The sequence below is a fragment of the Polynucleobacter necessarius genome (assembly GCF_900095195.1).
Lineage (GTDB): Bacteria > Pseudomonadota > Gammaproteobacteria > Burkholderiales > Burkholderiaceae > Polynucleobacter > Polynucleobacter necessarius_G.
Map to the genome: position 1 here is coordinate 1,290,937 of NZ_LT606950.1, position 24,071 is coordinate 1,315,007.

Consider the following 24,071-nt stretch of genomic DNA (forward strand, 5'->3'; position numbering starts at 1 on the left):
TATCAGCATCCTTTTCTGATTGCTTATTACAGCATAGCTTTCAACAAAGCCGCCATTTCAGATGGGTTCTTTGTGACTTTGAAGCCACACTCTTTCATCACCGCAAGTTTTGCATCAGCCGTATCGGCACCACCAGAAATCAATGCGCCTGCATGACCCATACGCTTACCTGGAGGAGCAGTAACGCCCGCAATAAAGCCGACTACTGGCTTTTTCATGTTTTCTTTGCACCAGCGAGCTGCTTCGGCTTCATCCGGACCACCAATTTCACCAATCATGATCACAGCATCAGTGTCTTGATCTTCGTTGAACATGCGCATCACATCAATGTGCTTTAAGCCGTTGATAGGGTCGCCACCAATACCAACCGCTGTAGATTGGCCCAAACCAATCGAGGTCAACTGACCAACAGCCTCGTACGTCAATGTACCAGAGCGGCTAACTACACCGATACGGCCCTTTTTATGAATATGGCCAGGCATGATGCCAATCTTAATTTCATCAGGGGTGATGATTCCAGGGCAGTTAGGTCCGAGCAGCAATGTTTGCTTACCACCTTTGGCTTCTTTTGCCTTCATCTTGTTACGCACTTCCAACATGTCGCGCACAGGAATACCTTCCGTAATACAGATCACAAAATCGAGATCCGCCTCTACCGCTTCCCAAATAGCTGCGGCAGCACCAGGGGGAGGAACATAAATAACAGAAGTGGTTGCACCAGTTTGCTGGGTAGCCTCTTTGACAGTTGCATAAATTGGAATGTCAAAAATTGACTCGCCAGCTTTTTTTGGATTGACGCCAGCAACAAAACAATTTTTACCATTTGCGTATTCCTGACACTTTTCAGTGTGGAATTGACCGGTCTTACCAGTAATACCTTGTGTAATGACTTTGGTGTTTTTATTGATCAAAATAGACATATTGAAATTCCTGGATTATTTGTTGTTAGCAACAGCAGCAACTACCTTAGTAGCGGCATCAGCCATTGAATCAGCGCTGATGATTGGCAAACCAGAGTCAGCAAGAATCTTCTTGCCGAGCTCTTCATTTGTACCCTTCATACGCACAACTAAAGGTACGGTGAGATTAACGGCTTTACATGCAGTCACAACGCCGTCTGCAATCACATCGCAACGCATAATGCCACCAAAAATGTTCACTAGAATTGCCTTAACATTTTTATTCTTCAACATGATCTTGAAGGCTTCAGTTACTTTTTCTGCTGTAGCACCACCACCTACATCCAAGAAGTTAGCGGGTTCACCACCGAACAATTTAATCGTATCCATAGTCGCCATCGCTAAACCGGCGCCATTTACCAAGCAGCCAATGTTGCCATCTAAAGAGATGTAAGCAAGATCAAATTTTGATGCTTCGATTTCAGCGGCATCTTCCTCATCAATATCGCGGTAAGCAACGATTTCTGGTTGACGGAACAACGCATTAGGATCAAAGTTGAATTTTGCGTCCAACGCCTTAATCTTGCCATTGCCTTCCAGAATCAATGGATTGATTTCTACTAGGGATGCATCAGTATCCCAGTAGGTTTTGTAGAGGTTTTTAAATACTTCACGAGCTTGTGGGATAGATCCTTCAGGCACGCCAATGCCTTTGGCAACAATGTCACAATCAGCATCTGTTAACCCGACCAATGGATCAATAAATACCTTGATAATTTTTTCTGGGTGCGAAGCGGCCACTTCTTCAATATCCATGCCGCCTTCACTGGAGGCCATGATCACATTCTTTTGTGTCGCACGGTCCGTAACAATACTGAAGTAGTACTCTTTTTTAATATCTGCGCCATCTTCAATTAAGAGACGATTCACTTTTTGACCCTCGGGTCCTGTTTGATGAGTCTTGAGTTGCATGCCTAAGATTTCAGAAACATATTTCTTAACTTCATCCATGCTCTTTGCCAATTTCACGCCACCACCTTTACCGCGACCGCCAGCATGAATTTGAGCCTTCACAACCCAAACTGGGCCACCCAGTTTTTCAGCAGCTTTGACTGCCTCATCAACATTAAATGCGGGGATGCCGTTAGGAACGGGCACATTAAATTGGCGAAGAAGTTCTTTGCCTTGGTACTCGTGAATTTTCATAATTACTCCGAAACGGTATCTTTTTTAGCAAGCGATGAGGATTTTTAAACCGACGTTGCCTAAATCTCATACTTACTCTGGAAATGACTGAAACAGCCAAATTTGAATAAATGCGAACGGCTTGACCGACTCTATGAGTCTATCATGTTGCAATGCCGCAATTAGCGTTTTTTGATCCGTAATTGCCCTAATCGGGGGTTTGACCGCCAATCACCTTGGGGACCACATCTGGACTAAAATCCTTGGACACCAGGAACCGATAGTGCCTCGCACGCTTTTTTTGATCTTGAGGTTTTTGCCCATACTTTCTTAGCCAAAGGTCGTATGCGCGCTGAAATTCGGCCACTTTGAGCTCGTTCAACAACTTAATTGACTGCCTTGAGTCAATATCTGCTCTTGCCAGCTCATCGGCAATTTTTCGCAAACCAAAACGCTCGCTTCTCCTGCGTACCAAGGCTTCGGCAAACCGCTCATCCGACAACCAACCTCGGGCCTCAAAATCATCCAGGACAGCCTCAATGCTGGAGACTGTCGCTTGCTGATCTGAAGTTAAAGGTTCGTCACCCAACTTAGCCTACCGCGCCTCGAACTCAACTAATTTAGCACCCAAGGTCTTACGACTATATTCTCGAAGCGATAAAAGACGCAAAGCCCGAGCTTTGAGGCTCGGGCTTTGCTTTGCTTTTTTACTACTAGGTCTGACATGCAATTACTCAATGCCCTTATCCTACTTCCTCTTCCTCGCTCAAGACGTCGGTCACTACTGCAGAACCAACTTTGACACCCAACTTCTCACGAATCCTTGCCTCAATATCTTTAGCAATATCTGGGTTCTCTTTCAAGAAGTCGCGCACATTATCTTTGCCTTGACCAATACGATCGCCGTTATAACTGTACCAAGATCCTGACTTCTCAACGATGCCCGCCTCGACACCCATGTCAATAATCTCGCCCTCTCTCGAGATGCCGGCCCCATACATGATGCCAAAAATCGCTTCGCGGAACGGTGGAGAAACCTTGTTTTTCACAACCTTAACGCGCGTTTCATTACCAACTACTTCATCGCCCTTTTTGATACTACCTATACGGCGAATATCCAAACGCATTGAGGCATAGAACTTCAGCGCATTACCACCGGTAGTGGTTTCTGGTGAACCAAACATCACACCAATCTTCATGCGAATTTGGTTGATAAAGATCACTGTTGTATTGGTACGCTTAATAGCGCCAGTTAATTTACGCAAAGCTTGGCTCATTAAACGCGCTTGCAAACCCGGCAGGGAATCACCCATGTCACCTTCAATTTCAGCCTTTGGAACTAAGGCAGCTACAGAGTCAATGACGATCAGGTCAATTGAACCAGAACGCACTAATGCATCTGCAATCTCTAAAGCTTGCTCACCAGTGTCTGGTTGAGAAATCAATAGATTATTGACGTCCACGCCAAGCTTGCCTGCGTACTGAACATCTAAAGCATGTTCAGCATCAATAAATGCACAAGTACCGCCAAGCTTTTGCATCTCAGCAACTGCATGCAAGGTTAATGTCGTTTTACCCGATGACTCTGGGCCATAAATTTCAATGACGCGACCACGAGCCAAGCCACCAACCCCCAGGGCGATATCCAAGCCCAACGAACCACTCGATACCACTTGTATGTCTTGGCTAATTTCAGCATCACCCAATCGCATGATTGAGCCCTTGCCAAATTGCTTTTCAATCTGCGCCAAGGCTGCTGTTAACGCTTTTTGCTTGTCTCCGCTCATTCCATCAAACTCTGATGAAACTGATTTTCTTTTTTCATCCAAGGCCATTTTTATTCCCTTTTCGCCTTGTATTGGGCTTTTTCCCGAAGTTTTTTTCTACTGTCTAACAACTTATGGGTTACTGTATATAAAAACAGCATTATTTGCAAGCGACTTTTTAACGGAATTTACGGATTTTTTACTAGGCTTTGCTCCAAAGGGGTGCGATCCCAGTAGAAAAACAGTGGGATCGCGACTGCCCAAACCACGCCAATCAGGACAAGCCAGATTATTTGGCCTCCAGGACCCCAACTGCCAGCGCCCATTGAATACCTGCCTCATAAGACATTGGACCGCAAATACTCCCTAAAAAGGCCCCCAAAATCGGCCTGCCACGAAGCCAAGAAAGGGAGCCATTAATTGTTGTAGCCACCAATAGCCAAAGCGCCCACATCCAGACTGGAGAAAGATTGCTCGATGGCCAAGCATCCTGAAAATCCAGGCATCCCAAATGCACAATTAGGGTGTCAGTCAGAATCCCTTAAAAATTAAGGCCCTGATGAGCAAGTGAAATGATTCTTTGGGCTCATCAAGTTGCCAGATATGAAAAGCGATGTAAATCAAGGTCCCGAGCACGGCCCAAAGCACTTGCTGATTGGCCGCCCCCAATACACAAGCAAACCAACCCAGCTGGAAAAAGACGAAGTTCCAAAATTAGACATAGGAGAGATTCTACGGGCCGAAGAAAAAGACCACTGCTGTTAAGCAATGGCCTTGGTATTTGGAGGCGAATCAGGGATTTGAACCCCGGACCTGCGGATTATGATTCCGTCGCTCTAACCAGCTGAGCTAATTCGCCGAATGTGTGATTGTAGCAAATCCGCCTTATTCTGTAATACATAGAGCCAGAAACGTAATATAGAAAGATGAGCAAATTCCTTCAAAAACAGCTGATTTTGGTATTTTTAGGGTGTTTTATAGCCATGAACACCCACGCAGCCCAAATCTTCATCACCAACTATCCCTCTGAAGCAAATGCCAAAGTCTTTGCAACGAAGTATCAGTCCGAAGCAAATTGCATTGTTTATGAAACGCAATATTCCAGCGATAACGAGCCGGGCGTGTGGTTTTATACAAAATATAAAAGCGATGCGAGAGCAACGATCTATTGCACCCAATACAAATTGGAAGCAGATCTCATTGTCTATTACACCAAGTACAAAAGTGATGCCCGCTGTCGTTATTAATGAATAACTCGCATATGAGGCTTACCTCCATCTCCTCGGGAAAAGTATCCCCACTTTTTGGCAATCATCACCCCGACTACAAATCTGTCGCCTCAGCGATCCGCAAGAAAAGTATTAGCAACTTGCAAAACCCTGCAACGGTAGAAATCAACAATCTCGGCGCCAAAGGTGATGAACAGGCCGACCTGAGCGTTCATGGAGGTCTCGAGAAAGCTATTTATGTATACCCCGTTGAGCATTACGCATTTTGGAACGAACTACTCACTCGTGAAACCAAAAAAGAGACACAGCTCGAATATGGGGCAATTGGTGAAAACTTCACGGTTGAATGTCTACTGGAAACAGGGGTATTCGTTGGCGACAAATTGCGAATTGGCGAGCTGGAGTTCGTCGTTGTTAAATTGCGAGAGCCTTGCTTTAAGTTCAATGCTGCAATAGGTTACAAAGGCGCCAGCAAAGCGATGCCGCAATCAGATTATAGCGGCTGGTATTTCGTGTACTCAAAACCGGCATGGCTTCGGCAGGCGCACAAATCCCCGTCGATCCCGGCTCAAGAAACACCTCAATCGCCCAGCAAAATCAACAGCTCTTAAAGAGTCGCAATCAACGAGATTTGTGGGAATAAAAAACCCGATCATTTGAGATCGGGTTTTTAATTTGCTTCAGACTAAAAATGCTTAGTCACGGGCATAGATATCTACGTCTTTGGTTTCACGGACAAACAGTGTACCGATTACCAATGTCATCGCAGCGATGATAATTGGGTACCAGAGACCGTAGTAAATGTTACCGTTTTGCGCAACCAAGGCGAAGGAGATAGTTGGCAACAAGCCGCCGAACCAACCGTTACCAATATGGTATGGCAAGGACATAGAGGTGTAACGAATGCGGGTTGGGAACATCTCAACCAACATTGCAGCGATTGGGCCATAAACCATGGTTACCAAGATCACCAAGTACACCAACAATAGCAATACAGCTACGTAGTTAATTTGTGAGGAATCCGCTTTAGCTGGATAACCAGCAGCATTCAACGCTTCACGAATTTGTTTCTTGAACTCAGCATCCTTTGCTTTTGCTTCAGCCGGATCAATACCCTTCGATGTATAGCCAGTGATTTCTGTATCACCAATCTTTATACTACCCGTTGGTCCAGGAATCGTTGTGTAGCTAGCAGAGTTAGACGCCATCACCTATTTAGCGATATCGCAAGAACTAGTGAACTTCGCTGTGCCTGTTGGGCTGAACTGGAATGTACATTCGTTCACATCAGCAGTAATAGTTGCTGGTGAAGTTGCCATTGCCTTTTCCAACGCAGGGTTCGCAAAGTGGGTCAAAGCATTAAATACTGACACTGGTGTATTAGGAATATAAGTAATGATTGCTAGGAGCAAGCCACCCATAATGATTACTTTGCGGCCAATCTTGTCAGACCAAGAACCAAATACTACGAAGAATGGTGTGCCGATTACCAAGGATGCGGCAATCAACAAGTTTGCAGTCTTAGGATCTACCTTCAATACTTGGGTGAGGTAGAACAAAGCGTAGAACTGACCGGTGTACCAAACCACCGCTTGACCTGCAACCAGACCAAACAATGCCAAGATAACAATCTTCAAGCTCTTCTATTGGCCAAATGACTCGGACAAAGGTGCTTTAGATAATTTACCCTCTTCTTTCATCTTCTTGAAAGCTGGAGACTCATTCATAGACAAACGAATCCATACAGAGATCGCCAACAATGCAATAGAAGCGATGAAAGGAACGGCCAACCCCAAACATCAAAGTCTGGGCCTGTGAATTCACGTGTGAACAAAATCACGAGCAAGGACAAGAACAAGCCAAGAGTAGCTGTTGTCTGAATCCATGCTGTGTATGCGCCACGCTTTCCGTTAGGAGCATGTTCTGCAACGTAAGTAGCTGCACCGCCGTACTCACCACCCAATGCTAAACCTTGAAGCATGCGTAATGCGATCAAGATCACTGGAGCGGCAACACGGATGGTTGCATAGTTCGGCAGAATACCAACGATGAACGTTGCGCAACCCATCAACAGGATGGTGACCAAGAACGTATATTTACGTCCGATCGAATCGCCTAAGCGACCGAACACCAACGCGCCAAATGGACGCACAATGAAACCAGCAGCAAACGCTAACAAGGCGAAAATGAAGGCAGAGCCTGCATCTAGGCCTGAAAAGAACTGCTTGGCAATAACGGCAGCCAAAGAACCGTAAAGATAAAAGTCGTACTACTCAAAAACCGTACCTAATGAGGAAACAAAAATAACTTTGCGCTCTTCAGCGGTCATTGGGGCTGCTTTAGTTGATGTTGACATCAGTAGCTCCTAACTATTTTTATTAAATAAAAAACAACGAACCGATTATGCTTTGAAAAAAATCAAAGAAATCCACTAGTTAGGGTAATTCCTCATCAATTAGGATCGGGGTTTTCCCGAAAAGTTCACCAATATATGGCGTCAGCGCAACAATACGGCGTGTGTTGTCTAATTAGCCATTCAAACTAAATTCATCAATACCAAATAACCATGCAACAAAAATGGGTAATAAGGGGGATGGCAGTTGTGCCGCACTCCCTCGCTTCTGAATCGGCTTTGGCTATTCTTCGCGAAGGTGGTAATGCACTCGAGGCAATTGTGGCCGCAGCAGCAACAATTGCCGTTGTGTACCCACATATGAATTCTATTGGCGGCGATTCCTTTTGGGTGATTCATTCCCAAGGTAAAGCGATGGGTGGCATCGATGCTTGTGGCGCTGATGCGGGCTTAGCAACGAAACGTTGATATGCGGATCATGGCATCCAGCGTCCATTCCATTTCGCGGAGCGGTTGCTGCAATACCGTTGCTGGAACCATCTCTGGTTGGGGCGCAGCACACAAACTCTCAAAGGAAGGTCTAGGCGGAAAAATTCCGCTCTCACGCTTATTAGCCGATGCAATTCATTATGCAGAAGCGGGAGTACCTGTTACATATAGCCAATCAAGCTTAACTGCCAAAAAGCGGGAAGAACTGAGCTCGATTCCCGGCTTTTCAAAAACATTTCTGGTTAATGGCAAGGCCCCAGCTGTAGGCAGCATCTTCAAACAAGGGCGACTAGCTAAAACTTTACGTCAAATTGCCGCCAAAGGAACCGAAGAGTTTTATCGGGGTGATCTTGCAGATTTATTGGCAAAAGAGTTGACCGATATTGGTAGCCCATTAAGACTGAGCGATTTGCATCGACATCAAGCAAAACTCATTGATCCACTCGAACTAAGACACAGCCTAGGAAATGTCTACAACATGGTGCCACCTACTCAAGGTGTCGTGTCACTCATGATTATTGGCATCCTGGATCAACTCAATCTCAAGCGCTTCAAGGTAGATAGTGCGGAATACGTTCATCACTGCGTAGAGGCCACTAAACAAGCATTTAAGATTCGCGATCAATTCATTACCGATCCTGCGTATATGACAAAAAATGCGCAATCCTTTTTGTCGCCAATATTTCTAAAAAAACTAGCTAAGAATATTGACCCAAATAAGGCATTGCCTTGGGGTCAAGGTAAAGGACCAGCAGACACCATCTGGATGGGTATGATCGACGGCGCGGGAAACTGCGTTTCGTTTATTCAAAGCATCTATCACGAGTTTTGGTCCGGAATCGTGTTGCCTAAATCTGGAGCTAATTGGCAAAACCGTGGTTGCAGTTTCTCTTTAGACTCTAAGTCTCTGAATCATCTTGAACCCTATTGCAAGCCATTCCACACCTTAAACCCAGCAATGGCCTTATTTAAAGATGGTCGCCCAATGGTTTACGGCACGATGGGTGGCGATGGGCAACCCCAAACCCAATGTGCGGTATTTACCCGCACAGCAACCTATGGTCTCGATCCACAAGACGCGATAAGTCGTCCACGCTGGTTGCTGGGTCGGACCTGGGGGCAGACCAGTGGAAACACGCTTTAGCCATTGGGTTGCGAAAGAATTGCACGCCATGGGTCATGAAATTGAAATGCTCGATGCATTTGATGAGACCGTTGGTCACACAGGCTGCATCATTCGCGATCCCTCGGGGATACTTCGTGGTGGATGGGATCCCCGTAGCGACGGCGCTGTCAGCGCGTTTTAGTAATAAACATTTTAGGAACGCGCAGATCCCAATGAATGGCGACTGCGCGTAATCCAAAAATTCCCAACATACAGAGTACCGATCCCTCAAGCGCATATTGCGGAATAAGGTTCAACACCAATATATACGCACAACATCCTAAAGTAACGGGAATGGCATACAACTCATGCGACATGATGAGTGTTTTTCGCCCTGCCAGAATGTCTCGTATTAATCCACCGCCTATCGCAGTAATAACCCCCAAAATCACTGGTCCCACGGGAAGTCCATATCCCATCGTCCAAGCCTTGTCTGTACCTTGAATCGCAAAAAGCGCAGCACCAAAACCATCGATGTACAACATCCGGCGGTAAATTTGTGGCTGAGTAAAAAACGATTCTGCTACAAAGGCCATGACGCTGGCACCAAGTGCTAACCACACATATATTTGGCTCTCCGACCAAAATACTGGGGCCTCCAAAATAATGTCCCGAATGGTTCCGCCGCCAATGGCAGTTATCAGGCCTAAAACCAGCACACCAAATAGGTCAACGCCTCGATCAGCAATTGCCAGTACGCCTGTAACCGCAAACGCCATCGTTGCAACCACCCCAATCCAAAATTGAATGTGTTCCATGCAAGCAGTCTAAAGCACTTTAAATAGCCAAACCAAAATTTAGGGGATGCATATACTGTTAGTCATCATGTCCCAAAAGCCTCAATATGAAACCTAAGCTCTATAGTTTTTGGCGCAGCTCAGCTGCATTTCGGGTGCGCATTGCCCTAAATCTAAAGGGCATCAACTATGACATTTTTCCAGTCCATTTAAGTAAAGATGGTGGCGACCAACTTTCAGAAACGTATGCCAATAAAAATCCAAACCGTTTGGTACCACTTCTAGAGGATGGTCATAATAGCCTTCATCAATCGGTTGCCATTATTGAATACCTTGAAGAAATTCACGCGCAACCCGCCCTACTTCCGAAATTAGCAATCGATCGTGCGTGGGTGCGTGCTTTAGCGCTGGATATTGCGAGCGATATCCACCCAATTGATAACTTGAGAGTCTTACGTTACTTGGTAAAAAAACTGGGCATCAGCACTCAAGCCAAAGAAGATTGGTATCAACACTGGATATCCGTTGGCTTAGATAGTCTTGAAAAGCGGTTGATAAATGATCAACGCGTTGGACGATTTGTTTATGGTGATCAACCTGGACTCATTGATATCTGTCTTGTACCTCAGATCTTTAATGCCTTAAGCGCCAAGATGGATATGAGCCCTTATCCAACAATCATGAGAATCTTTAATGAATGTATGAAGCTACCAGCTTTTATAGATGCATCCTGGGAAAAACAAATTGATGCAGAGGGCCCAAATCCAACTAGCGCATACCAATAATCACCAGGGAAATCTGTCGCAGTGATTTAGCTCGAAGGCAAAAACTAAGAAATCTTTTTCAGAGTGTTGATGTAGCGTTGAGCATTCTTGATATAGCGCCCAGTAATTTCACCAATCCCTGCTTTCTGCTCAGAAGTGAGTGCTTTTACGGCTTTTGCAGGAGAGCCAATAATCATTGGCCCATCTGGAAACTCTTTACCTTCCGTGACTAGGGCGCCAGCACCAACCAAACAGTGTTTACCAATCTTGGCACCATTCAAAATAATTGCGCCAATTCCGATAAGACTGCCATCACCGATGCTGCATCCGTGCAGCATCACCTGATGACCAACAGTCACATTCTTACCAATCAAAAGGGGAACCCAGGGTCAGCATGAAGCACCGATGCATCCTGGACATTACTGCCCTCGCCAATCTGAATAAGATCGTTATCACCGCGAATGACAACTTTTGGCCAAATATTGGCCCAGCATGAAGCTCAACTTTACCGATCACTTCAGCGCTTTGCGCAATATAAACGCCCTCAGATAACTGAGGAGCGTTTCCATCTAACTCATAAATAGCCATAACTCATTATAGGTATGAATCTGGCTGTGCAAAAAATTACCAGTTCGTTTCGCAATCGGGCGTTGAAGAAATTCGATGCACACTTAAATCAGCGCCCTCGAATTCTTCCTCTTGCGACATCCTTATACCAAGCACTGCTTTCAAGGTTCCGTAAACCACAATCCCACCCATCAAAGCAATGCTAACCCCAAGGGCACTTCCAATAAGCTGCCCCGTAAAGGTAATACCCCCGATTCCGCCAAATGCTTTTGCGCCAAAAATACCAGCGGCTAATCCGCCCCATAGTCCACACAAACCATGCAATGGCCAAACACCAAGTACGTCATCAATCTTCCAACGGTTTTGCACTAAGGTAAACATATACACAAACAATCCGCCAGCAACAAAGCCAACAACTAGCGCGCCAACAGGATGCATTAAGTCAGAACCAGCGCAGACCGCAACCAGACATGCAAGTGGGCCGTTATAGGTAAAGCCTGGGTCATTTCGCCCTACGATCCATGCAGCGAGCGTGCCACCAACCATTGCCATTAATGAGTTCAGCGCAACTAGGCCGCTGATCTTATCGATCGTTTGCGCACTCATCACATTAAAACCAAACCAACCTACCGCCAATATCCAAGCACCTAACGCTAAGAAAGGAATGCTGGATGGTGGGTGTGCTGATATTTGGCCTTCATTGGTATAACGCCCACGACGTGCGCCCAACAGAATTACCGCTGGCAGCGCAATCCAACCGCCTACTGCGTTCACTACTACATAGCCTGCGAAATCATGGAATTCCTCACCAGTAAATTCTTTGATCCACGCCTGAATGCCATAGTGTTGATTCCAAGCGATTCCCTCGAAGAACGGATAAATAAATCCAACCAGCACAAAGGTTGCAATGAGTTGAGGATTAAATTTTGCTCGCTCAGCAATACCGCCAGAGATATTCGCCGGAATAGCGGCCGCAAAGGTTAGTAAGAAGAAAAACTTCACAAGTTCGTAGCCGTTTTTCTCTGCAAGCAATTCGGCGCCAGAGAAAAAATTGACGCCATAGGCAATGCTGTAGCCAATAAAGAAGTAGGCGATTGTAGAGACAGCAAAATCCACCAAAATTTTGACAAGCGCATTTACTTGGTTTTTCTTGCGAACAGTACCAAGCTCCAAGAATGCAAAGCCCGCATGCATAGCAAGAACCATAATGGCGCCTAGCAAAATGAATAAAGCATCACTGCCTGATTTCAAGATTTCCACGTCTTTTCCACCGCCTATTTTTTGCATCATTATGGGGAACTAAAAATCCTAATTAGGTGCAGATTGCACCTAATTAGTGCGTTAATAGCATATATTTATGGCTTATGATGTTTTTACACACGTATAGGGGAGAATCCATGAAAAAATTACCGCATTTTTAGCGGCTTTTGCAGCATTTTCTGGCCTAGCGCAAGCGCAAGCAAACGCTCTAGTAAAAGTACTCAGCACACAAGAATTGGTCAATGTTTGTAAATTGCCAGCAAGCCCAGATTCACGCAGCTTTTGTATCGGCTATTCCACAGCAATTTATGACACCTATTTAGCAACACGTCATCCACAACGCGCAAAGCCATTTATTTGCATCGAACAACCAGCTACATCACGCGATGAAGTGATTGCGGATTTTGTGAAGTTCGGTCAAGAAAATCCACAAACTGCTGATAAACCAGCATCCGGCGTTTTCCTCGGTTTCTTGGCAGCAAAATTTCCATGCGCTAGAAAATAATCGGATCATTCGGCTCAATTCAATTTAATTAAAAGGATCTGTTGATATGAAAAAAATTATCGCGATTACTGCAACTATTCTTGCTATTGCAGGCTGCTCCAATATGAGCAACACTGAACAACGCACTCTCTGGTGCTGGTATCGGCGCCGTTGCCGGCGGCGTAGGCGCAGCCATTTTCCACGGCAACCCCATTTGGGGGAGTAGGCGGCGCGGCAGTTGGCGCGGCGTCTAGATATGTATACGATGCTTACAAAAAAGAGCAGGCATCAGAGTACAACGCGGGATATAACGCAGGCAAAAACAATAAGCCTGCAAATGCTCCGAATTAATTTACAAGCTGGGTTTTTATTTGGATGGCGCCTGTCAGTGCCTTGTGGATTGGGCACCTATTCGCAATCTCAATTAAACGCTCTTTTTCTTCCGCACTCAGATCGCCCTCTAACTGGATCTCCCGCGTAAATGTTTCAACAGCATTTATGCGCTCAATGTCAACCGTCACGATTGCATTTCTCAAGTCCATCAATTTCCGGCCAGCATACATCTTTAAAGTCATGCTAGTGCATGCTGCTAGAGCCGCACCCAAGTACTCGTGCGGAGTGGAACCAATACCATTTCCGCCATTAGCTGGATAAACATCGGATAAAAAATGCAAATCACCAGACGTTAATTTTTGCTGCAATGGACCTTCACCAAACTGTGAAATTACTTTTCTCATTTGTGCTCCTCATTATTTTTTATTGGATTTTCATTCTTGTGAGGCTTGCCCACTTGTTCTGCGGTTGGCAGACCTGCCTTCTTCTAAGCGCTGAATCCACCCTCTAGGTGGGAAACGTTCGGCAATCCCATTTTTTGCAAAGCCTCAGTTGCTAATGCAGATCGCCAAGCAGACGCGCAGTAAAGTACTAAGCGCTTACCCTCACCAAATATCGGCTTGTAGTAGGGGCTCTCTGGGTCTACCCAGCTCTCGGCGCATGGAATGCATTGGGAATCATGCCCTCTCGCTCTAACTCACGCACATCGCGAATATCCACAAAGACCGAATTGCTCTCCAATAATAATTTCTCAGCCTGATCCAATGGAATTGTCTCAATTTGAGCCATGGCGCTTTCTATTAAGGCACGATAACCAATCTTCAATTTCACCAAAACCTCCTAAAGTGACAACATCCAGCATTTCTAGCTCACCTGCTACCATTCTGCTATGAACTTTACCGCTACAGAATTCGGCGCAAGCATTATTTTTACAATTGCTGTATTGCATACCTTTTGTACAGGTTATTTTGAATCATTTGCCAAAAAATCGCCACGTCATGCTGGACTATGGCATCTTTTGGGTGAAGTTGAAATCGTCTTTGGCTTTTGGGCAGCAGTACTCATTATTTATATTGCTTGTATTGATCATATTGGTTCAGCAAAAGCCTATCTAAATCACCGTAATTTCACTGAGCCGCTTTTTGTGTTTGCCATCATGATTGTTGCTGGCAGCAAACCCATCCTATATTTTTCATCACAAATACTGTATGGCTTAAGTAAAGGATTGCAAAAATTATTGCGCACTTGCAGCGCGCCGATTCTTTATTTCCTCACTCTGGCAATCACGCCCCTCTTAGGCTCGCTCATCACCGAGCCTGCAGCGATGACGCTGGCAGCCTTCTTATTGCGCGACCTGGTCTACTGCCATCAATGCTCTAAGGCTTTGCTTTTTGGAACACTAGGCGTGTTATTAGTAAACATATCCATTGGTGGAACGTTAACCAACTTTGCCGCACCGCCTGTCTTAATGGTTGCATCAACGTGGGGCTGGAGCACCGCATTCATGTTTGCCAATTTTGGCTTGGAATCGTGCATTGCTATTTTTATTAACGCGCTTATAGCAACATGTTTATTTCAACGTCAGTTAATTGAACCAAGCGAATTTAATCAATCCAGCAAAATTCCCTTGGCCGTTATTGCAATGCACCTTCTTTTTCTATTTGGCGTGGTGATGTTTGCACATGACTTAATTATTTTTATGTGGCTCTTGTTATTTTTTATTGGTTATACGACCGCATATCCAAAACATCAAAGCCCACTCATCCTAAAAGAAGCTCTTTTAGTCGGCTTCTTTTTGGCAGGCTTAGTTGTCCTTGGTGCATTACAGGGCTGGTGGCTTCAACCCCTCCTCGAAATGATGAGCCCTACTGCAGTGTTTTACGGAAGCTTAGCGCTCACAGCCATTACCGATAATGCTGCACTGACGTACTTAGGATCATTAGTGACAGGTACATCACCAGAATTTAAATTGGCCTTAGTGGGTGGTGCCGTTGCTGGTGGAGGGCTAACTGTTATTGCTAATGCTCCAAACCCTGCTGGAATTGCCATCTTGCGCAGTCACTTTCCTGGTGGCGCAGTTTCAGCCGTTTACTTATTTGTCGGGGCATTGCCACCCACTCTAGTAGCCATTGCTGCGTACCGCCTCCTTTAAGTTAATTAAAGTACTTCCGCAGTAAAATCTAAATATCGCCCCCAGTTATAAACCTGAGAACGGCACATGAAAAAACTCTATATCAAAACCTTTGGCTGTCAAATGAACAAGTATGACTCGGGCAAAATGGCGGACCTACTTCATGCTGATGAAGGCATGGTCATAACGAATTTCCCTGAAGACGCAGATGTTGTTCTTTTAAATACGTGCTCCATTCGGGAAAAGGCAGAGGATAAAGTATTCTCAGATTTAGGCCGTTTGCAGGAACTCAAAAAAGTCAAACCTGATTTACTGATTGGTGTGGGTGGCTGCGTCGCCAGTCAAGAGGGTCAACAAATCGTCAGTCGTGCACCCTATGTTGATGTGGTTTTTGGTCCCCAAACTTTACATCGCTTGAGCGATCTGATCGCACAACGCCGCAAAACAGGACTCTCTCAGGTCGATATTTCGTTTCCAGAAATAGAAAAGTTTGATCATCTACCGGCATCCCGCCAGACCCGTGGCTCGGCATATGTTTCTATCATGGAAGGTTGCTCAAAATATTGCAGCTATTGTGTTGTTCCCTATACACGCGGCGAAGAAGTTTCTAGACCATTTGATGATGTGCTTACCGAAGTTGCTGGGCTCGCTAGCCAAGGTGTCAAAGAAATTGTTTTATTGGGACAGAATGTCAATGCCTATCTCGGCAAAATGGGTAGCACCCAAGAAATTGCAGACTTTGCACTTTTAATTGAGTACATTGCCGATATACCAGGGGTTAAACGTATTCGATTTACTACTAGCCACCCAAAAGAATTTACTCAGCGCTTAATCGATGTTTACGCCAAAGTACCAAAGCTCGTAAGCCGCCTTCATCTCCCAGTGCAGCACGGATCTGACGCCATACTCTTAGCTATGAAACGTGGCTATACAGCCTTAGAGTACAAAAGCATTATTCGCAAAATGCGCGCGGTACGCCCCGATCTGACGTTATCAAGTGACTTTATTGTGGGCTTCCCTGGTGAGACAGATGCAGACTTTGACAAGCTTCTGAGAATGGCAAAAGAACTTGAATTCGATAACAGTTTTTGTTTTATTTTTAGCCCTAGACCAGGGACACCTGCTGCCTACTTAAGTGATAATACTCCGTACGAAGTAAAGCTAAAACGCCTGCAAACTCTCCTTGGAGTGGTGGAAGACCAAGCCAACCAGATTAGCCAAAAAATGCTGGGTAACACTGAAACGATATTGGTAGAAGGTTTAGCAAAGGACGGGGTGAATTTACAAGGCCGCTCTGAAAATAATCGGGTAGTGCACTTTACCGTCCAAGATGACGAAATCGAATCGTTTATCGGGAAAATGGTTGATATACAAATCACTGAGGTACTCAATTACTCACTCAGAGGTGAGTTAGTCGAAGTCCATGCCAACTAAAACAACATCAAGCGCCTCTTCACTAGTAGTAGACATTCAAACTGCTAGCCCAGTTATTGAAGCAACCTTAGAAAAAATCGCTTCGACTGCACTTATTAAAAAATGGGTGAAGCTAAGCCTCAATTGTGGAGGCTTACTAACGCTACGTTTTGTCAACAGAGCAGAAGGCAAAAAACTCAATGAAGCATTTCGGGGGAAGGGGTACGCAACAAATGTCCTCACTTTCCCTTACGAGAGCTCAAAGAAAAAAGTTGAGGCAGACCTTATCTTTTGCCTACCTGTGATTCAAAAAGAGGCCAAAGAACAAGGCAATACAGTCAGGGCCCACTTAGCACACTTAGTGATTCATGGCTGTCTCCACGCTCAAGACTTCGATCATGAGAATGCAACAGATGCCATGAAAATGGAGGCTCATGAAATACGATTATTAAAAGCCTTGGGTATCTCAAACCCCTATCTACCCATCTAATTTTTACTCTGTCATATTTCTAAGCTATTCTTCTCCCATGCTTGACCCCAAGTCTTTACTAGATCACCTAGCTGATTTTTTATCCCCTCAGCCAACCAGCCCTAGCGAACGCCGTCAAGAATTGATTGGTACATTGCGCGAGGCGCAAGCTGAAGGACTCATTGATGCCGATGCTCTCTCGATGATCGAAGGCGTTTTTCAAGTAGGTCAGTTATGCGCGAGGGATATTTTGGTTCCGCGTGCCCAGATTGATTGGATTGATATCAACCGGCCACTTGCAGAAATCATTAAAACGGTTATTGAGGCTGCCCATTCTCGCTTTCCTGTTTTTGAGGGAACGCGCGATAACGTGATTGGCATCTTGTTAGCCAAAGATCTTCTACGTCACTCTTCTGAACAAGATTTTCAAGTGCGTGATTGGTTGCGTCCCACGGTCTTCATTCCAGAATCAAAGCGATTGAGCGTGTTATTAAGAGACTTTAAAGACAATCGCAATCATTTAGCAGTAGTAGTGGATGAATATAGCGGCATAGCAGGCATCATTACCATCGAAGACGTGCTTGAACAAATTGTTGGCGATATTGAGGACGAGCATGATATTGATGAAGAGGCGGATAACATTCTTGCCTTAGATAATGGCGATGTTCGCATCAAGGGCATTACCGAACTTGAACAGCTGAATGAGGCATTAGGCACCAATTTTGCACCCGAAGATATAGAAACCGTAGCGGGTTTAGTCATCCAACACCTTGGTCGAGTTCCCAAGGTTGGTGAACGCATCGAAATAGATGGGATTGAATTTGAGGTGCAGCGTGCTGATCCAAGGCAAATTCATATTCTGCTAGCGCGCCAAAAACCCAAAAAGGTTGAGTAGAGATCGGTTTGTTCAATCGACAATCTTTCAGACCAATTCCCAAAGCATCTCTACTAATACTATTGGGGTTGGGCTCCCTGCTTGCAGGTGCAACCGAGCTACCTTATGGCGGCTGGATCCAGATTCCCATCTTGTCCTTGGTATGGCTTCAACTTACGACTAATCCATCATCAAAATTATCAGAACATTTTGCTTCTGGCATCGTGTTTGGGATTGGGTATTTTGCAATTAGCCTATGGTGGCTTTACATTAGCATGCATGATGTAGGCGGGATGAATTCTTTGCTTTCAGGAGCGGCGGTATTGATCTTATCTACCTATATGGCGCTCTTTTTTTCAGCTGCCTCCCTAGCGATTCCAGCATTTAAAAGATCAAAATTCACCGGAGTTCTATTGGGTTCAAGCTGGGTGATCATGGAATTTCTTCGCGGATATATTTTTACTGGATTCCCTTGGGCAGGATTTGCAGAATCGCAGGTGAATGGTCCTTTTGCACCAATAGCGCCTTTACTGGGAGGTCTCGCTTGTACCTTTTTAGTCATTTGGATTTCTTGGGAATTGCTTCAGACGAAACGGCAAGCATTCTTGAGTGGGGCTATCATCATTTGCGCAATTGTCAGCACTCAATTGATCGGTCTCATGAGTTTCACAAAGCCCTTTGGAGAACCCATTACGGTTCGCCTTATTCAAGGCAACTTTGAACAGAGCTTGAAATTTAACCCTGCAGCAATAAGCGAGCAAATTCATTTTTATTCTTCGCAAATAAAAAGTCGGCCCGCTAACCTCATCATCATTCCTGAGACCGCATTTCCTTGGCCACAAAATAAATTACCACCGGAATTATTGAGTGACCTGCAGGATTATTCAAATTTGAGCTCGAGCAACCTCTTGCTTGGTCTAGTTGGCGAAGTCACTAGTGATCAAGGCATGCAATACACTAATCGAGCAATTGGCTTATCGCCCAATGCTTTGCCCTATGAATACGATAAGGTGCACTTGGTTCCATTTGGGGAATTTATTCCCCCAGGCTTCCATTGGTTTGTCAAAGCATTCAATGTGCCCTTAAGTGATTTTGCGCGGGGCAATCTTGATCAACCTGCATTTAGCATTATTCGCAAAAATCAAGATGCTGTTCATGCAGCGATTACGATTTGCTACGAAGATGTTTTTGGCGGCGAGCTTGCAAATCGCATACGAAAAAATTCTGAACCAGCCAATTTTTTAATTAACTTAACGAATCTAGCTTGGTTTGGCCAATCACAAGCACCAACACAACAACTGCGACTCTCTCAACTGCGCTCGCTTGAAACGGGATTACCAGCATTGCGCGCCACCAATACCGGGATCACCTCCGTTCTCGGACCTGACGGGAAAGTGCTGCAATCGCTTCCTGAACTCACTCAGGCAAACCTGAGAACCGAAGTGCAGGCATACAGCGGCAAAACGCCTTTTGTCACTTGGGGTAATTTGCCCATTTTGGGCATTTCATGCCTGCTCTTAATTTGGGGTTTTATTCGCTATCGACGTTTTTAGTCAATTGTGACGCTGGAATACGCTAGCCATGTAAAATCAACGGCTTAGCCAGGTTAATCATGCTTACTTTTCAGCAAATCATTCTCAAACTTCAAGACTATTGGGACCAACAAGGTTGCGCCCTTTTGCAACCCATCGACCTTGAGGTTGGCGCGGGCACATCCCATACCGCTACTTTCTTGCGTGCCATTGGCCCAGAGCCTTGGAAAGCCGCTTATGTTCAGCCATCGCGGAGACCAAAAGATGGCCGCTATGGCGAGAATCCAAATCGCTTACAGCACTACTACCAATATCAAGTGGTACTCAAACCTGCCCCAGAAAACATTCTTGAGCTTTACTTGGGCTCCCTAGAGGCTCTTGGACTCGATCTCAAAGAAAATGACATTCGTTTTGTTGAAGATGACTGGGAAAACCCCACATTGGGAGCTTGGGGCTTAGGCTGGGAAGTATGGCTTAATGGCATGGAAGTGACACAGCTCACTTACTTCCAACAAGTGGGTGGCTTTGATTGCAAACCGGTTTTAGGCGAAATTACTTACGGTATCGAGCGCCTTGCGATGTATATCCAAAATTGCTCAAACGTATACGACTTAGTTTGGGCAGATGGTATTTCGTATGGGGATGTTTACCTTCAGAATGAAGGTGAGCAATCTTGCTATAACTTCGAGCACTCCAACACAGATCTTCTCTTTGCTAACTTTAATAATTATGAAAGTGAAGCAAAGCGTCTTATGGAAGTACCGCTAGCATTACCTGCTTACGAAATGGCTCTCAAAGCAGCGCATACTTTCAACCTACTGGATGCCCGTGGCGCAATTTCCGTGACAGAACGTGCAGCGTATATTGGACGTATCCGCAATCTTTCGCGCTCCGTTGCCCAAGCCTATTTTAAATCCCGGGAAAAGCTTGGTTTCCCCATGTGTCAACGCCAATCAACAGTATGAGCCAATCACCCTCGACCCCGCAATCAGACAGTTTGCTGATTGAAATCTTTACTGAAGAATTGCCCCCAAAGTCCTTACGACGTTTAGGTGATGCATTTAGTGAGGGTATTTTTACCAAACTCAAAGACGCAAAACTAACAACCACCTCTTCTATTGCTACTAGCTTTGCTACGCCACGTCGACTATCAGTACTCATTGGTGACGTGCTGAGTCAAGCAGAAGATTACCCGGTAAGAGAAAAGCTGCTTCCTACCAGCATTGCTTTTGATGCAGAAGGTAAAGCAACACCGCCTCTTCTGAAAAAATTAGCAGCCCTTGGATATCAAGATATTGATTTAGCAACGCTAGAAAAGTCGGGTGAAGGCAAAAATGAAGCTCTTTATCTCAAAGTGACTACTAAAGGTGCAGCGCTTGAGCAAACTGTTCAGGTAGCGCTGGAACTAACATTGAATAAGTTGCCTATTGCCAAAATGATGCACTACCAAGTGATACAAAAAAATGGTCAATTAGTGGATGTGCAATTTGCACGCCCTGCGCATCGAATCATCGCTTTACATGGCAAAACCGTTTTGAATATTACCGGTCTTGGAATCGCAGCCAGCAATCGAACAGAAGGCCATCGTTTCTTGGCTCCTGGCATAGTAACGATCTGTACTGCTGACCAATATGAGCACGACCTTCACAATAGGGCCAAGGTTATTCCAAGTTTTGAAAAGCGCCGAGCACAAATTGAAAACTCTCTATTAAAAGCAGCGGGAGACGATTTTGTGCTGATGCCAGATACCCTCTTGGATGAAGTGACTGCCCTCGTCGAGTGGCCCGCTATTTATGAATGTCAGTTTGATCCTAAGTTCTTAGAAGTACCTCAGGAATGCCTAATATTGACGATGAAAACTAATCAAAAATATTTTGCCCTCACCGATAAGCAGGGTAAATTGCGCAATCGCTTTTTAATTGTTTCCAATATTGAAACCCCTACTCCAGCAGCAATTATTTCCGGTAATGAACGCGTAGTGCGTCCTAGACTATCCGATGCTCGGTTTTTCTTCCAACAAGACAAAAAGCGACCGCTCGCATCTCGCGTTACAGATCTAGCCAAAGTGGTTTACCACAATCAACTTGGCAATCAACTCGACCGTACAAAGCGTGTACAAGCAATTGCGATTGGAGTTGCAAAACAACTCGTGGCAGATGAAAAATTAGCAGGTCGCGCCGCAGAAATCGCTAAGACCGATTTGCTGACTGATATGGTTGGCGAGTTTCCAGAGCTACAAGGCATCATGGGGACCTACTATGCCAATTACGATGGCGAAGATTCCGAAGTGGCTGCCGCATGTAGTGAGCACTATATGCCACGTTTTGCAGGCGATGCCCTTCCTAAAACATCGACCGGAACCATTCTTGCGATTGCAGACAAGTTAGAGACTTTAATTGGTATTTGGGGTGTAGGTTTAGCACCAACTGGCGATAAAGATCCCTATGCATTACGTCGTCATGCGCTAGGTATCTGCAGACTGCTGCTAGAAAAAAATCTTCCCCTTAGTCTTCCAGAGCTAATTGATCTCGCCAAAGCACAATTCCCTCAAAAAGAAGTGCAAGAGAAGGTAGTTACGACAGATATCTACGATTTCATTATTGATCGTATGAGGGCTTATTTACGCGATCAATCCATAGGTGGCAAACCCTTCACCACAGCTGAGATTGACGCAGTATTGAGCCAATCGCCATCCCATTTAAATGACTTAATTGACCGTTTAACCGCCCTGCGGGAATTTAATGCGCTGCCTGAAGCAGTGCAATTAGCGGCAGCTAATAAACGAATTAGCAATATTCTCAAGAAAAATACTGTAGCTATTCCGCCGGCCTGCTCAAACAAACTTTTGCAAATTCCAGCGGAAGTTGCTGTTTTCAAAACACTAGAGGAAGTTGGTCCAACCCTGAGTGCCGCTTATGACAAACGTCAATTTGTTGAATTTCTCAGGGCACTTGTCGCGCTAAGCGCTCCAATTGATCAGTTCTTTGCGGATGTCATGGTTATGGACCCCAATCCTGAACTACGTGATAACCGTTTGGCGCTTTTGCAACAACTCCATCAAAAAATGAATCTCATTGCTGATATCGGCAAATTGGCATGAGCGCTAGCTCCTCTAAGCTGATTATTTTTGATCGCGATGGCGTGATTAATGAAGATCGAGATGACTATGTAAAATCGGTGGATGAATGGATTCCACTTCCTGGCAGTCTAGAAGCGATAGCACTTCTCAATCAAGCAGGCTATCAAATTGCCATCGCCACGAATCAGTCTGGCCTTGCAAGAGGCTATTTCACCATCAACGATTTACATGCAATGCACAGCAAAATGGAGCGGCTGCTACAGCCCCTCGGCGGAAAAATCGATAGCATTTTCTTCTGTCCCCACACAGATGCTCATGCATGTGATTGCCGCAAGCCTGCGCCAGGCCTGATGAAAGAAATTGCACTGCGGTACAAAAAATTGAGCAGCACGCAACCTTTATTAGATGTCCCTATTGTGGGAGACTCTCTAAGGGATCTTGAGGCAGGGATAGCGCTTGGTGCCGCACCGCACTTAGTACTGACCGGGAAAGGTCAAAAGACCTTGGCGAAAGGCAACTTGCCTGAAGGAACACAAATTCATGCAGATCTCATGGCTTTTGCCATCTGGCTATTAAACAATCAAATCCAAAATTGATATGGTCTTGATACGATCCGCCCTATTTAGCTTATTTATCGTTATTTTCACGCCAATTTGGTCGGTATTGTGTATGGTTACCTTTCCATTTCTAAGCCCCGAAAATCGCTACAACTTCATTGGTACCTGGAACAAAGTAGTCATTTGGCTATTGTGGCATCTCTGTGGAATTCATTATGAGATTCGTGGCATGGAGCATATGCGAGCAGCGCTAGACTTACCAGTTGTTATTTTGAGTAAACATCAGTCTGCTTACGAAACGATTGCCTACATAGCACTACTTCCCAAACAACTTCACTTCGTTTTTAAGCGTGAACTACTTTGGATTCCATTCTTTGGCTGGGCGCTGGCTTTGCTGAAGATGATTCACATTAATCGCGCAAATAAACAGACTGCAGCACTATCGGTTGCCAGCCAAGGACGCGAAAGGCTCAGCGAGGGTAAGTGGATCATGCTTTTTCCCGAGGGGACCAGAACCCCAAGAGGCTCTACCAAACCCTATCGCAAAGGAGGGGCCCGTCTTGCTAGCGCCACCGGCGCCTTTGTCATTCCCATTGCTCATAATGCTGGGATATGCTGGCCCAAAAATAGCTTTCTGAAAATTCCAGGAACCGTTATTTTTTCAATCGGCCCGGCTATTTCCTCTGCTGGAAAATCTGGGGAAGAGTTACAACAAGAGGTTGAAAATTGGATCGAGACCGAAATGCGCGTCATTGATCCAAGCGCCTACAGATAGTACAAACAAA

25 protein-coding genes, 1 tRNA gene and 3 pseudogenes are annotated in these 24,071 nt (G+C 45.2%); 16 read left to right on the top strand and 13 right to left on the bottom strand.

Annotated elements, in window-relative coordinates; all coding sequences use genetic code 11:
• Positions 1–26: 26 nt before the first annotated feature.
• From sucD to BQ1619_RS07195, 7 genes are all read right to left on the bottom strand, one after another.
• On the bottom strand, positions 27–920 hold the full coding sequence (sucD, locus tag BQ1619_RS07170) for a succinate--CoA ligase subunit alpha (RefSeq protein ID WP_114663128.1): 894 nt from the start codon (positions 918–920) through the stop codon (positions 27–29).
• A 15-nt stretch (positions 921–935) separates the two neighbouring features.
• Positions 936–2,105: an ADP-forming succinate--CoA ligase subunit beta gene (gene sucC, locus BQ1619_RS07175; protein ID WP_114663130.1), complete on the bottom strand. Its 1,170-nt coding sequence runs from the start codon at positions 2,103–2,105 to the stop codon at positions 936–938.
• 187 nt (positions 2,106–2,292) lie between these two features.
• Positions 2,293–2,673, bottom strand: a complete 381-nt coding sequence (locus tag BQ1619_RS07180) for a regulatory protein RecX (RefSeq protein ID WP_231968586.1) — start codon at positions 2,671–2,673, stop codon at positions 2,293–2,295.
• Positions 2,674–2,827: 154 nt separating this feature from the next.
• Positions 2,828–3,919, bottom strand: coding sequence for a recombinase RecA (recA, locus tag BQ1619_RS07185; RefSeq protein WP_114663132.1), 1,092 nt, complete (start codon positions 3,917–3,919; stop codon positions 2,828–2,830).
• Between the two features lie 220 nt (positions 3,920–4,139).
• Positions 4,140–4,367, bottom strand: a complete 228-nt coding sequence (locus tag BQ1619_RS10740) for a DUF2878 family protein (RefSeq protein WP_415066157.1) — start codon at positions 4,365–4,367, stop codon at positions 4,140–4,142.
• 14 nt (positions 4,368–4,381) lie between these two features.
• Positions 4,382–4,519 (bottom strand): hypothetical protein, encoded by a 138-nt coding sequence (locus tag BQ1619_RS10745; protein ID WP_415066159.1) that lies wholly within the window; start codon positions 4,517–4,519, stop codon positions 4,382–4,384.
• A 113-nt stretch (positions 4,520–4,632) separates the two neighbouring features.
• Positions 4,633–4,709 (bottom strand) — tRNA-Met (locus BQ1619_RS07195).
• A gap of 67 nt (positions 4,710–4,776) precedes the next feature.
• Between BQ1619_RS07195 and BQ1619_RS07200 the strand changes: the two genes are divergently transcribed.
• Together BQ1619_RS07200 and BQ1619_RS07205 are read left to right on the top strand one after the other, a co-directional pair.
• Positions 4,777–5,097 (top strand): 7(1) septoil knot domain-containing protein, encoded by a 321-nt coding sequence (locus BQ1619_RS07200; RefSeq protein ID WP_114663134.1) that lies wholly within the window; start codon positions 4,777–4,779, stop codon positions 5,095–5,097.
• A 14-nt stretch (positions 5,098–5,111) separates the two neighbouring features.
• The gene (locus BQ1619_RS07205) at positions 5,112–5,690 is read left to right on the top strand and encodes an MOSC domain-containing protein (RefSeq protein WP_197711912.1); all 579 of its coding nucleotides are present in this window, start codon (positions 5,112–5,114) and stop codon (positions 5,688–5,690) included.
• Positions 5,691–5,774: 84 nt separating this feature from the next.
• Here BQ1619_RS07205 and BQ1619_RS07210 read toward each other — a convergent pair.
• Positions 5,775–7,435, bottom strand: a pseudogene (locus BQ1619_RS07210) (MFS transporter).
• A 246-nt stretch (positions 7,436–7,681) separates the two neighbouring features.
• On the opposite strand from BQ1619_RS07210, the gene BQ1619_RS10750 reads away from it, so the two are divergent.
• The 3 genes from BQ1619_RS10750 to BQ1619_RS10755 are packed head-to-tail and all read left to right on the top strand — an operon-like array spanning position 7,682 to position 9,228.
• Complete coding sequence (locus BQ1619_RS10750; protein WP_415066162.1) at positions 7,682–7,900, top strand: gamma-glutamyltransferase; 219 nt, start codon at positions 7,682–7,684, stop codon at positions 7,898–7,900.
• A gap of 10 nt (positions 7,901–7,910) precedes the next feature.
• The gene (locus BQ1619_RS07215) at positions 7,911–9,065 is read left to right on the top strand and encodes a gamma-glutamyltransferase family protein (RefSeq protein ID WP_415066164.1); all 1,155 of its coding nucleotides are present in this window, start codon (positions 7,911–7,913) and stop codon (positions 9,063–9,065) included.
• Entirely contained in the window at positions 9,049–9,228 is a 180-nt protein-coding gene (locus BQ1619_RS10755; protein WP_231968587.1) for a hypothetical protein, read from the top strand. Before BQ1619_RS07215 ends, BQ1619_RS10755 begins: the two co-directional genes overlap by 17 nt.
• On the opposite strand, the gene BQ1619_RS07220 is transcribed toward BQ1619_RS10755, so the two are convergent.
• Entirely contained in the window at positions 9,215–9,844 is a 630-nt protein-coding gene (locus tag BQ1619_RS07220; protein ID WP_114663136.1) for a trimeric intracellular cation channel family protein, read from the bottom strand. The genes BQ1619_RS10755 and BQ1619_RS07220 overlap by 14 nt on opposite strands.
• An 86-nt stretch (positions 9,845–9,930) precedes the next feature.
• Here BQ1619_RS07220 and maiA point away from each other — a divergent pair, with 86 nt between their 5' ends.
• Positions 9,931–10,608 carry a maleylacetoacetate isomerase gene (gene maiA, locus BQ1619_RS07225; RefSeq protein WP_114663138.1) on the top strand — a complete coding sequence of 226 codons (678 nt, stop codon included), beginning with the start codon at positions 9,931–9,933 and terminating at the stop codon, positions 10,606–10,608.
• A 44-nt stretch (positions 10,609–10,652) separates the two neighbouring features.
• Here maiA and BQ1619_RS07230 read toward each other — a convergent pair.
• Together BQ1619_RS07230 and BQ1619_RS07235 are read right to left on the bottom strand one after the other, a co-directional pair.
• Positions 10,653–11,175: pseudogene (locus tag BQ1619_RS07230) on the bottom strand (gamma carbonic anhydrase family protein).
• 36 nt (positions 11,176–11,211) lie between these two features.
• The gene (locus BQ1619_RS07235; RefSeq protein ID WP_415066277.1) at positions 11,212–12,441 is read right to left on the bottom strand and encodes an ammonium transporter; all 1,230 of its coding nucleotides are present in this window, start codon (positions 12,439–12,441) and stop codon (positions 11,212–11,214) included.
• Between the two features lie 208 nt (positions 12,442–12,649).
• On the opposite strand from BQ1619_RS07235, the gene BQ1619_RS07240 reads away from it, so the two are divergent.
• The gene (locus BQ1619_RS07240) at positions 12,650–12,919 is read left to right on the top strand and encodes a Rap1a/Tai family immunity protein (protein ID WP_269460089.1); all 270 of its coding nucleotides are present in this window, start codon (positions 12,650–12,652) and stop codon (positions 12,917–12,919) included.
• Between the two features lie 326 nt (positions 12,920–13,245).
• Here BQ1619_RS07240 and BQ1619_RS07250 read toward each other — a convergent pair whose 3' ends face one another.
• Positions 13,246–13,635, bottom strand: a complete 390-nt coding sequence (locus tag BQ1619_RS07250) for an OsmC family protein (RefSeq protein ID WP_114663143.1) — start codon at positions 13,633–13,635, stop codon at positions 13,246–13,248.
• 83 nt (positions 13,636–13,718) lie between these two features.
• Positions 13,719–14,062, bottom strand: a pseudogene (locus BQ1619_RS07255) (rhodanese-like domain-containing protein).
• A 58-nt stretch (positions 14,063–14,120) separates the two neighbouring features.
• On the opposite strand from BQ1619_RS07255, the gene BQ1619_RS07260 reads away from it, so the two are divergent.
• The 9 genes from BQ1619_RS07260 to BQ1619_RS07300 all read left to right on the top strand — a co-directional run bounded on the left by BQ1619_RS07260 (position 14,121) and on the right by BQ1619_RS07300 (position 24,061).
• Positions 14,121–15,383, top strand: coding sequence for a putative Na+/H+ antiporter (locus BQ1619_RS07260; protein WP_114663145.1), 1,263 nt, complete (start codon positions 14,121–14,123; stop codon positions 15,381–15,383).
• A gap of 66 nt (positions 15,384–15,449) precedes the next feature.
• Positions 15,450–16,796 (top strand): tRNA (N6-isopentenyl adenosine(37)-C2)-methylthiotransferase MiaB, encoded by a 1,347-nt coding sequence (gene miaB, locus BQ1619_RS07265; protein ID WP_114663147.1) that lies wholly within the window; start codon positions 15,450–15,452, stop codon positions 16,794–16,796.
• Positions 16,786–17,265: an rRNA maturation RNase YbeY gene (gene ybeY / locus BQ1619_RS07270; RefSeq protein WP_114663150.1), complete on the top strand. Its 480-nt coding sequence runs from the start codon at positions 16,786–16,788 to the stop codon at positions 17,263–17,265. Before miaB ends, ybeY begins: the two co-directional genes overlap by 11 nt.
• Before the next feature lie 37 nt (positions 17,266–17,302).
• Positions 17,303–18,139 carry an HlyC/CorC family transporter gene (locus BQ1619_RS07275; RefSeq protein WP_114663151.1) on the top strand — a complete coding sequence of 279 codons (837 nt, stop codon included), beginning with the start codon at positions 17,303–17,305 and terminating at the stop codon, positions 18,137–18,139.
• Positions 18,140–18,201: 62 nt separating this feature from the next.
• Positions 18,202–19,671, top strand: a complete 1,470-nt coding sequence (gene lnt, locus BQ1619_RS07280) for an apolipoprotein N-acyltransferase (RefSeq protein ID WP_231968589.1) — start codon at positions 18,202–18,204, stop codon at positions 19,669–19,671.
• A gap of 59 nt (positions 19,672–19,730) precedes the next feature.
• Positions 19,731–20,615 (top strand): glycine--tRNA ligase subunit alpha, encoded by an 885-nt coding sequence (gene glyQ / locus BQ1619_RS07285; protein ID WP_114663153.1) that lies wholly within the window; start codon positions 19,731–19,733, stop codon positions 20,613–20,615.
• Positions 20,612–22,750: a glycine--tRNA ligase subunit beta gene (glyS, locus tag BQ1619_RS07290; RefSeq protein ID WP_114663154.1), complete on the top strand. Its 2,139-nt coding sequence runs from the start codon at positions 20,612–20,614 to the stop codon at positions 22,748–22,750. Before glyQ ends, glyS begins: the two co-directional genes overlap by 4 nt.
• Positions 22,747–23,325 (top strand): D-glycero-beta-D-manno-heptose 1,7-bisphosphate 7-phosphatase, encoded by a 579-nt coding sequence (gmhB, locus tag BQ1619_RS07295; RefSeq protein WP_114663155.1) that lies wholly within the window; start codon positions 22,747–22,749, stop codon positions 23,323–23,325. Before glyS ends, gmhB begins: the two co-directional genes overlap by 4 nt.
• Position 23,326: 1 nt before the next feature.
• Positions 23,327–24,061, top strand: coding sequence for a lysophospholipid acyltransferase family protein (locus BQ1619_RS07300; RefSeq protein ID WP_114663156.1), 735 nt, complete (start codon positions 23,327–23,329; stop codon positions 24,059–24,061).
• Positions 24,062–24,071 lie beyond the last annotated feature (10 nt).

Coding starts and splice junctions, on each gene's coding strand:
- BQ1619_RS07215 (WP_415066164.1), top strand. CDS start 7,911: ATGGCATCCAGCGTCCATTCCATTTCGCGGAGCGGTTGCTGCAATACC.
- sucC (WP_114663130.1), bottom strand. CDS start 2,105: ATGAAAATTCACGAGTACCAAGGCAAAGAACTTCTTCGCCAATTTAAT.
- BQ1619_RS07275 (WP_114663151.1), top strand. CDS start 17,303: ATGCTTGACCCCAAGTCTTTACTAGATCACCTAGCTGATTTTTTATCC.
- glyQ (WP_114663153.1), top strand. CDS start 19,731: ATGCTTACTTTTCAGCAAATCATTCTCAAACTTCAAGACTATTGGGAC.
- BQ1619_RS07260 (WP_114663145.1), top strand. CDS start 14,121: ATGAACTTTACCGCTACAGAATTCGGCGCAAGCATTATTTTTACAATT.
- glyS (WP_114663154.1), top strand. CDS start 20,612: ATGAGCCAATCACCCTCGACCCCGCAATCAGACAGTTTGCTGATTGAA.
- recA (WP_114663132.1), bottom strand. CDS start 3,919: ATGGCCTTGGATGAAAAAAGAAAATCAGTTTCATCAGAGTTTGATGGA.
- BQ1619_RS07220 (WP_114663136.1), bottom strand. CDS start 9,844: ATGGAACACATTCAATTTTGGATTGGGGTGGTTGCAACGATGGCGTTT.
- BQ1619_RS07300 (WP_114663156.1), top strand. CDS start 23,327: ATGGTCTTGATACGATCCGCCCTATTTAGCTTATTTATCGTTATTTTC.
- sucD (WP_114663128.1), bottom strand. CDS start 920: ATGTCTATTTTGATCAATAAAAACACCAAAGTCATTACACAAGGTATT.
- ybeY (WP_114663150.1), top strand. CDS start 16,786: ATGCCAACTAAAACAACATCAAGCGCCTCTTCACTAGTAGTAGACATT.
- miaB (WP_114663147.1), top strand. CDS start 15,450: ATGAAAAAACTCTATATCAAAACCTTTGGCTGTCAAATGAACAAGTAT.
- gmhB (WP_114663155.1), top strand. CDS start 22,747: ATGAGCGCTAGCTCCTCTAAGCTGATTATTTTTGATCGCGATGGCGTG.
- BQ1619_RS07205 (WP_197711912.1), top strand. CDS start 5,112: ATGAGGCTTACCTCCATCTCCTCGGGAAAAGTATCCCCACTTTTTGGC.
- maiA (WP_114663138.1), top strand. CDS start 9,931: ATGAAACCTAAGCTCTATAGTTTTTGGCGCAGCTCAGCTGCATTTCGG.
- BQ1619_RS07200 (WP_114663134.1), top strand. CDS start 4,777: ATGAGCAAATTCCTTCAAAAACAGCTGATTTTGGTATTTTTAGGGTGT.
- BQ1619_RS07235 (WP_415066277.1), bottom strand. CDS start 12,441: ATGCAAAAAATAGGCGGTGGAAAAGACGTGGAAATCTTGAAATCAGGC.
- BQ1619_RS07250 (WP_114663143.1), bottom strand. CDS start 13,635: ATGAGAAAAGTAATTTCACAGTTTGGTGAAGGTCCATTGCAGCAAAAA.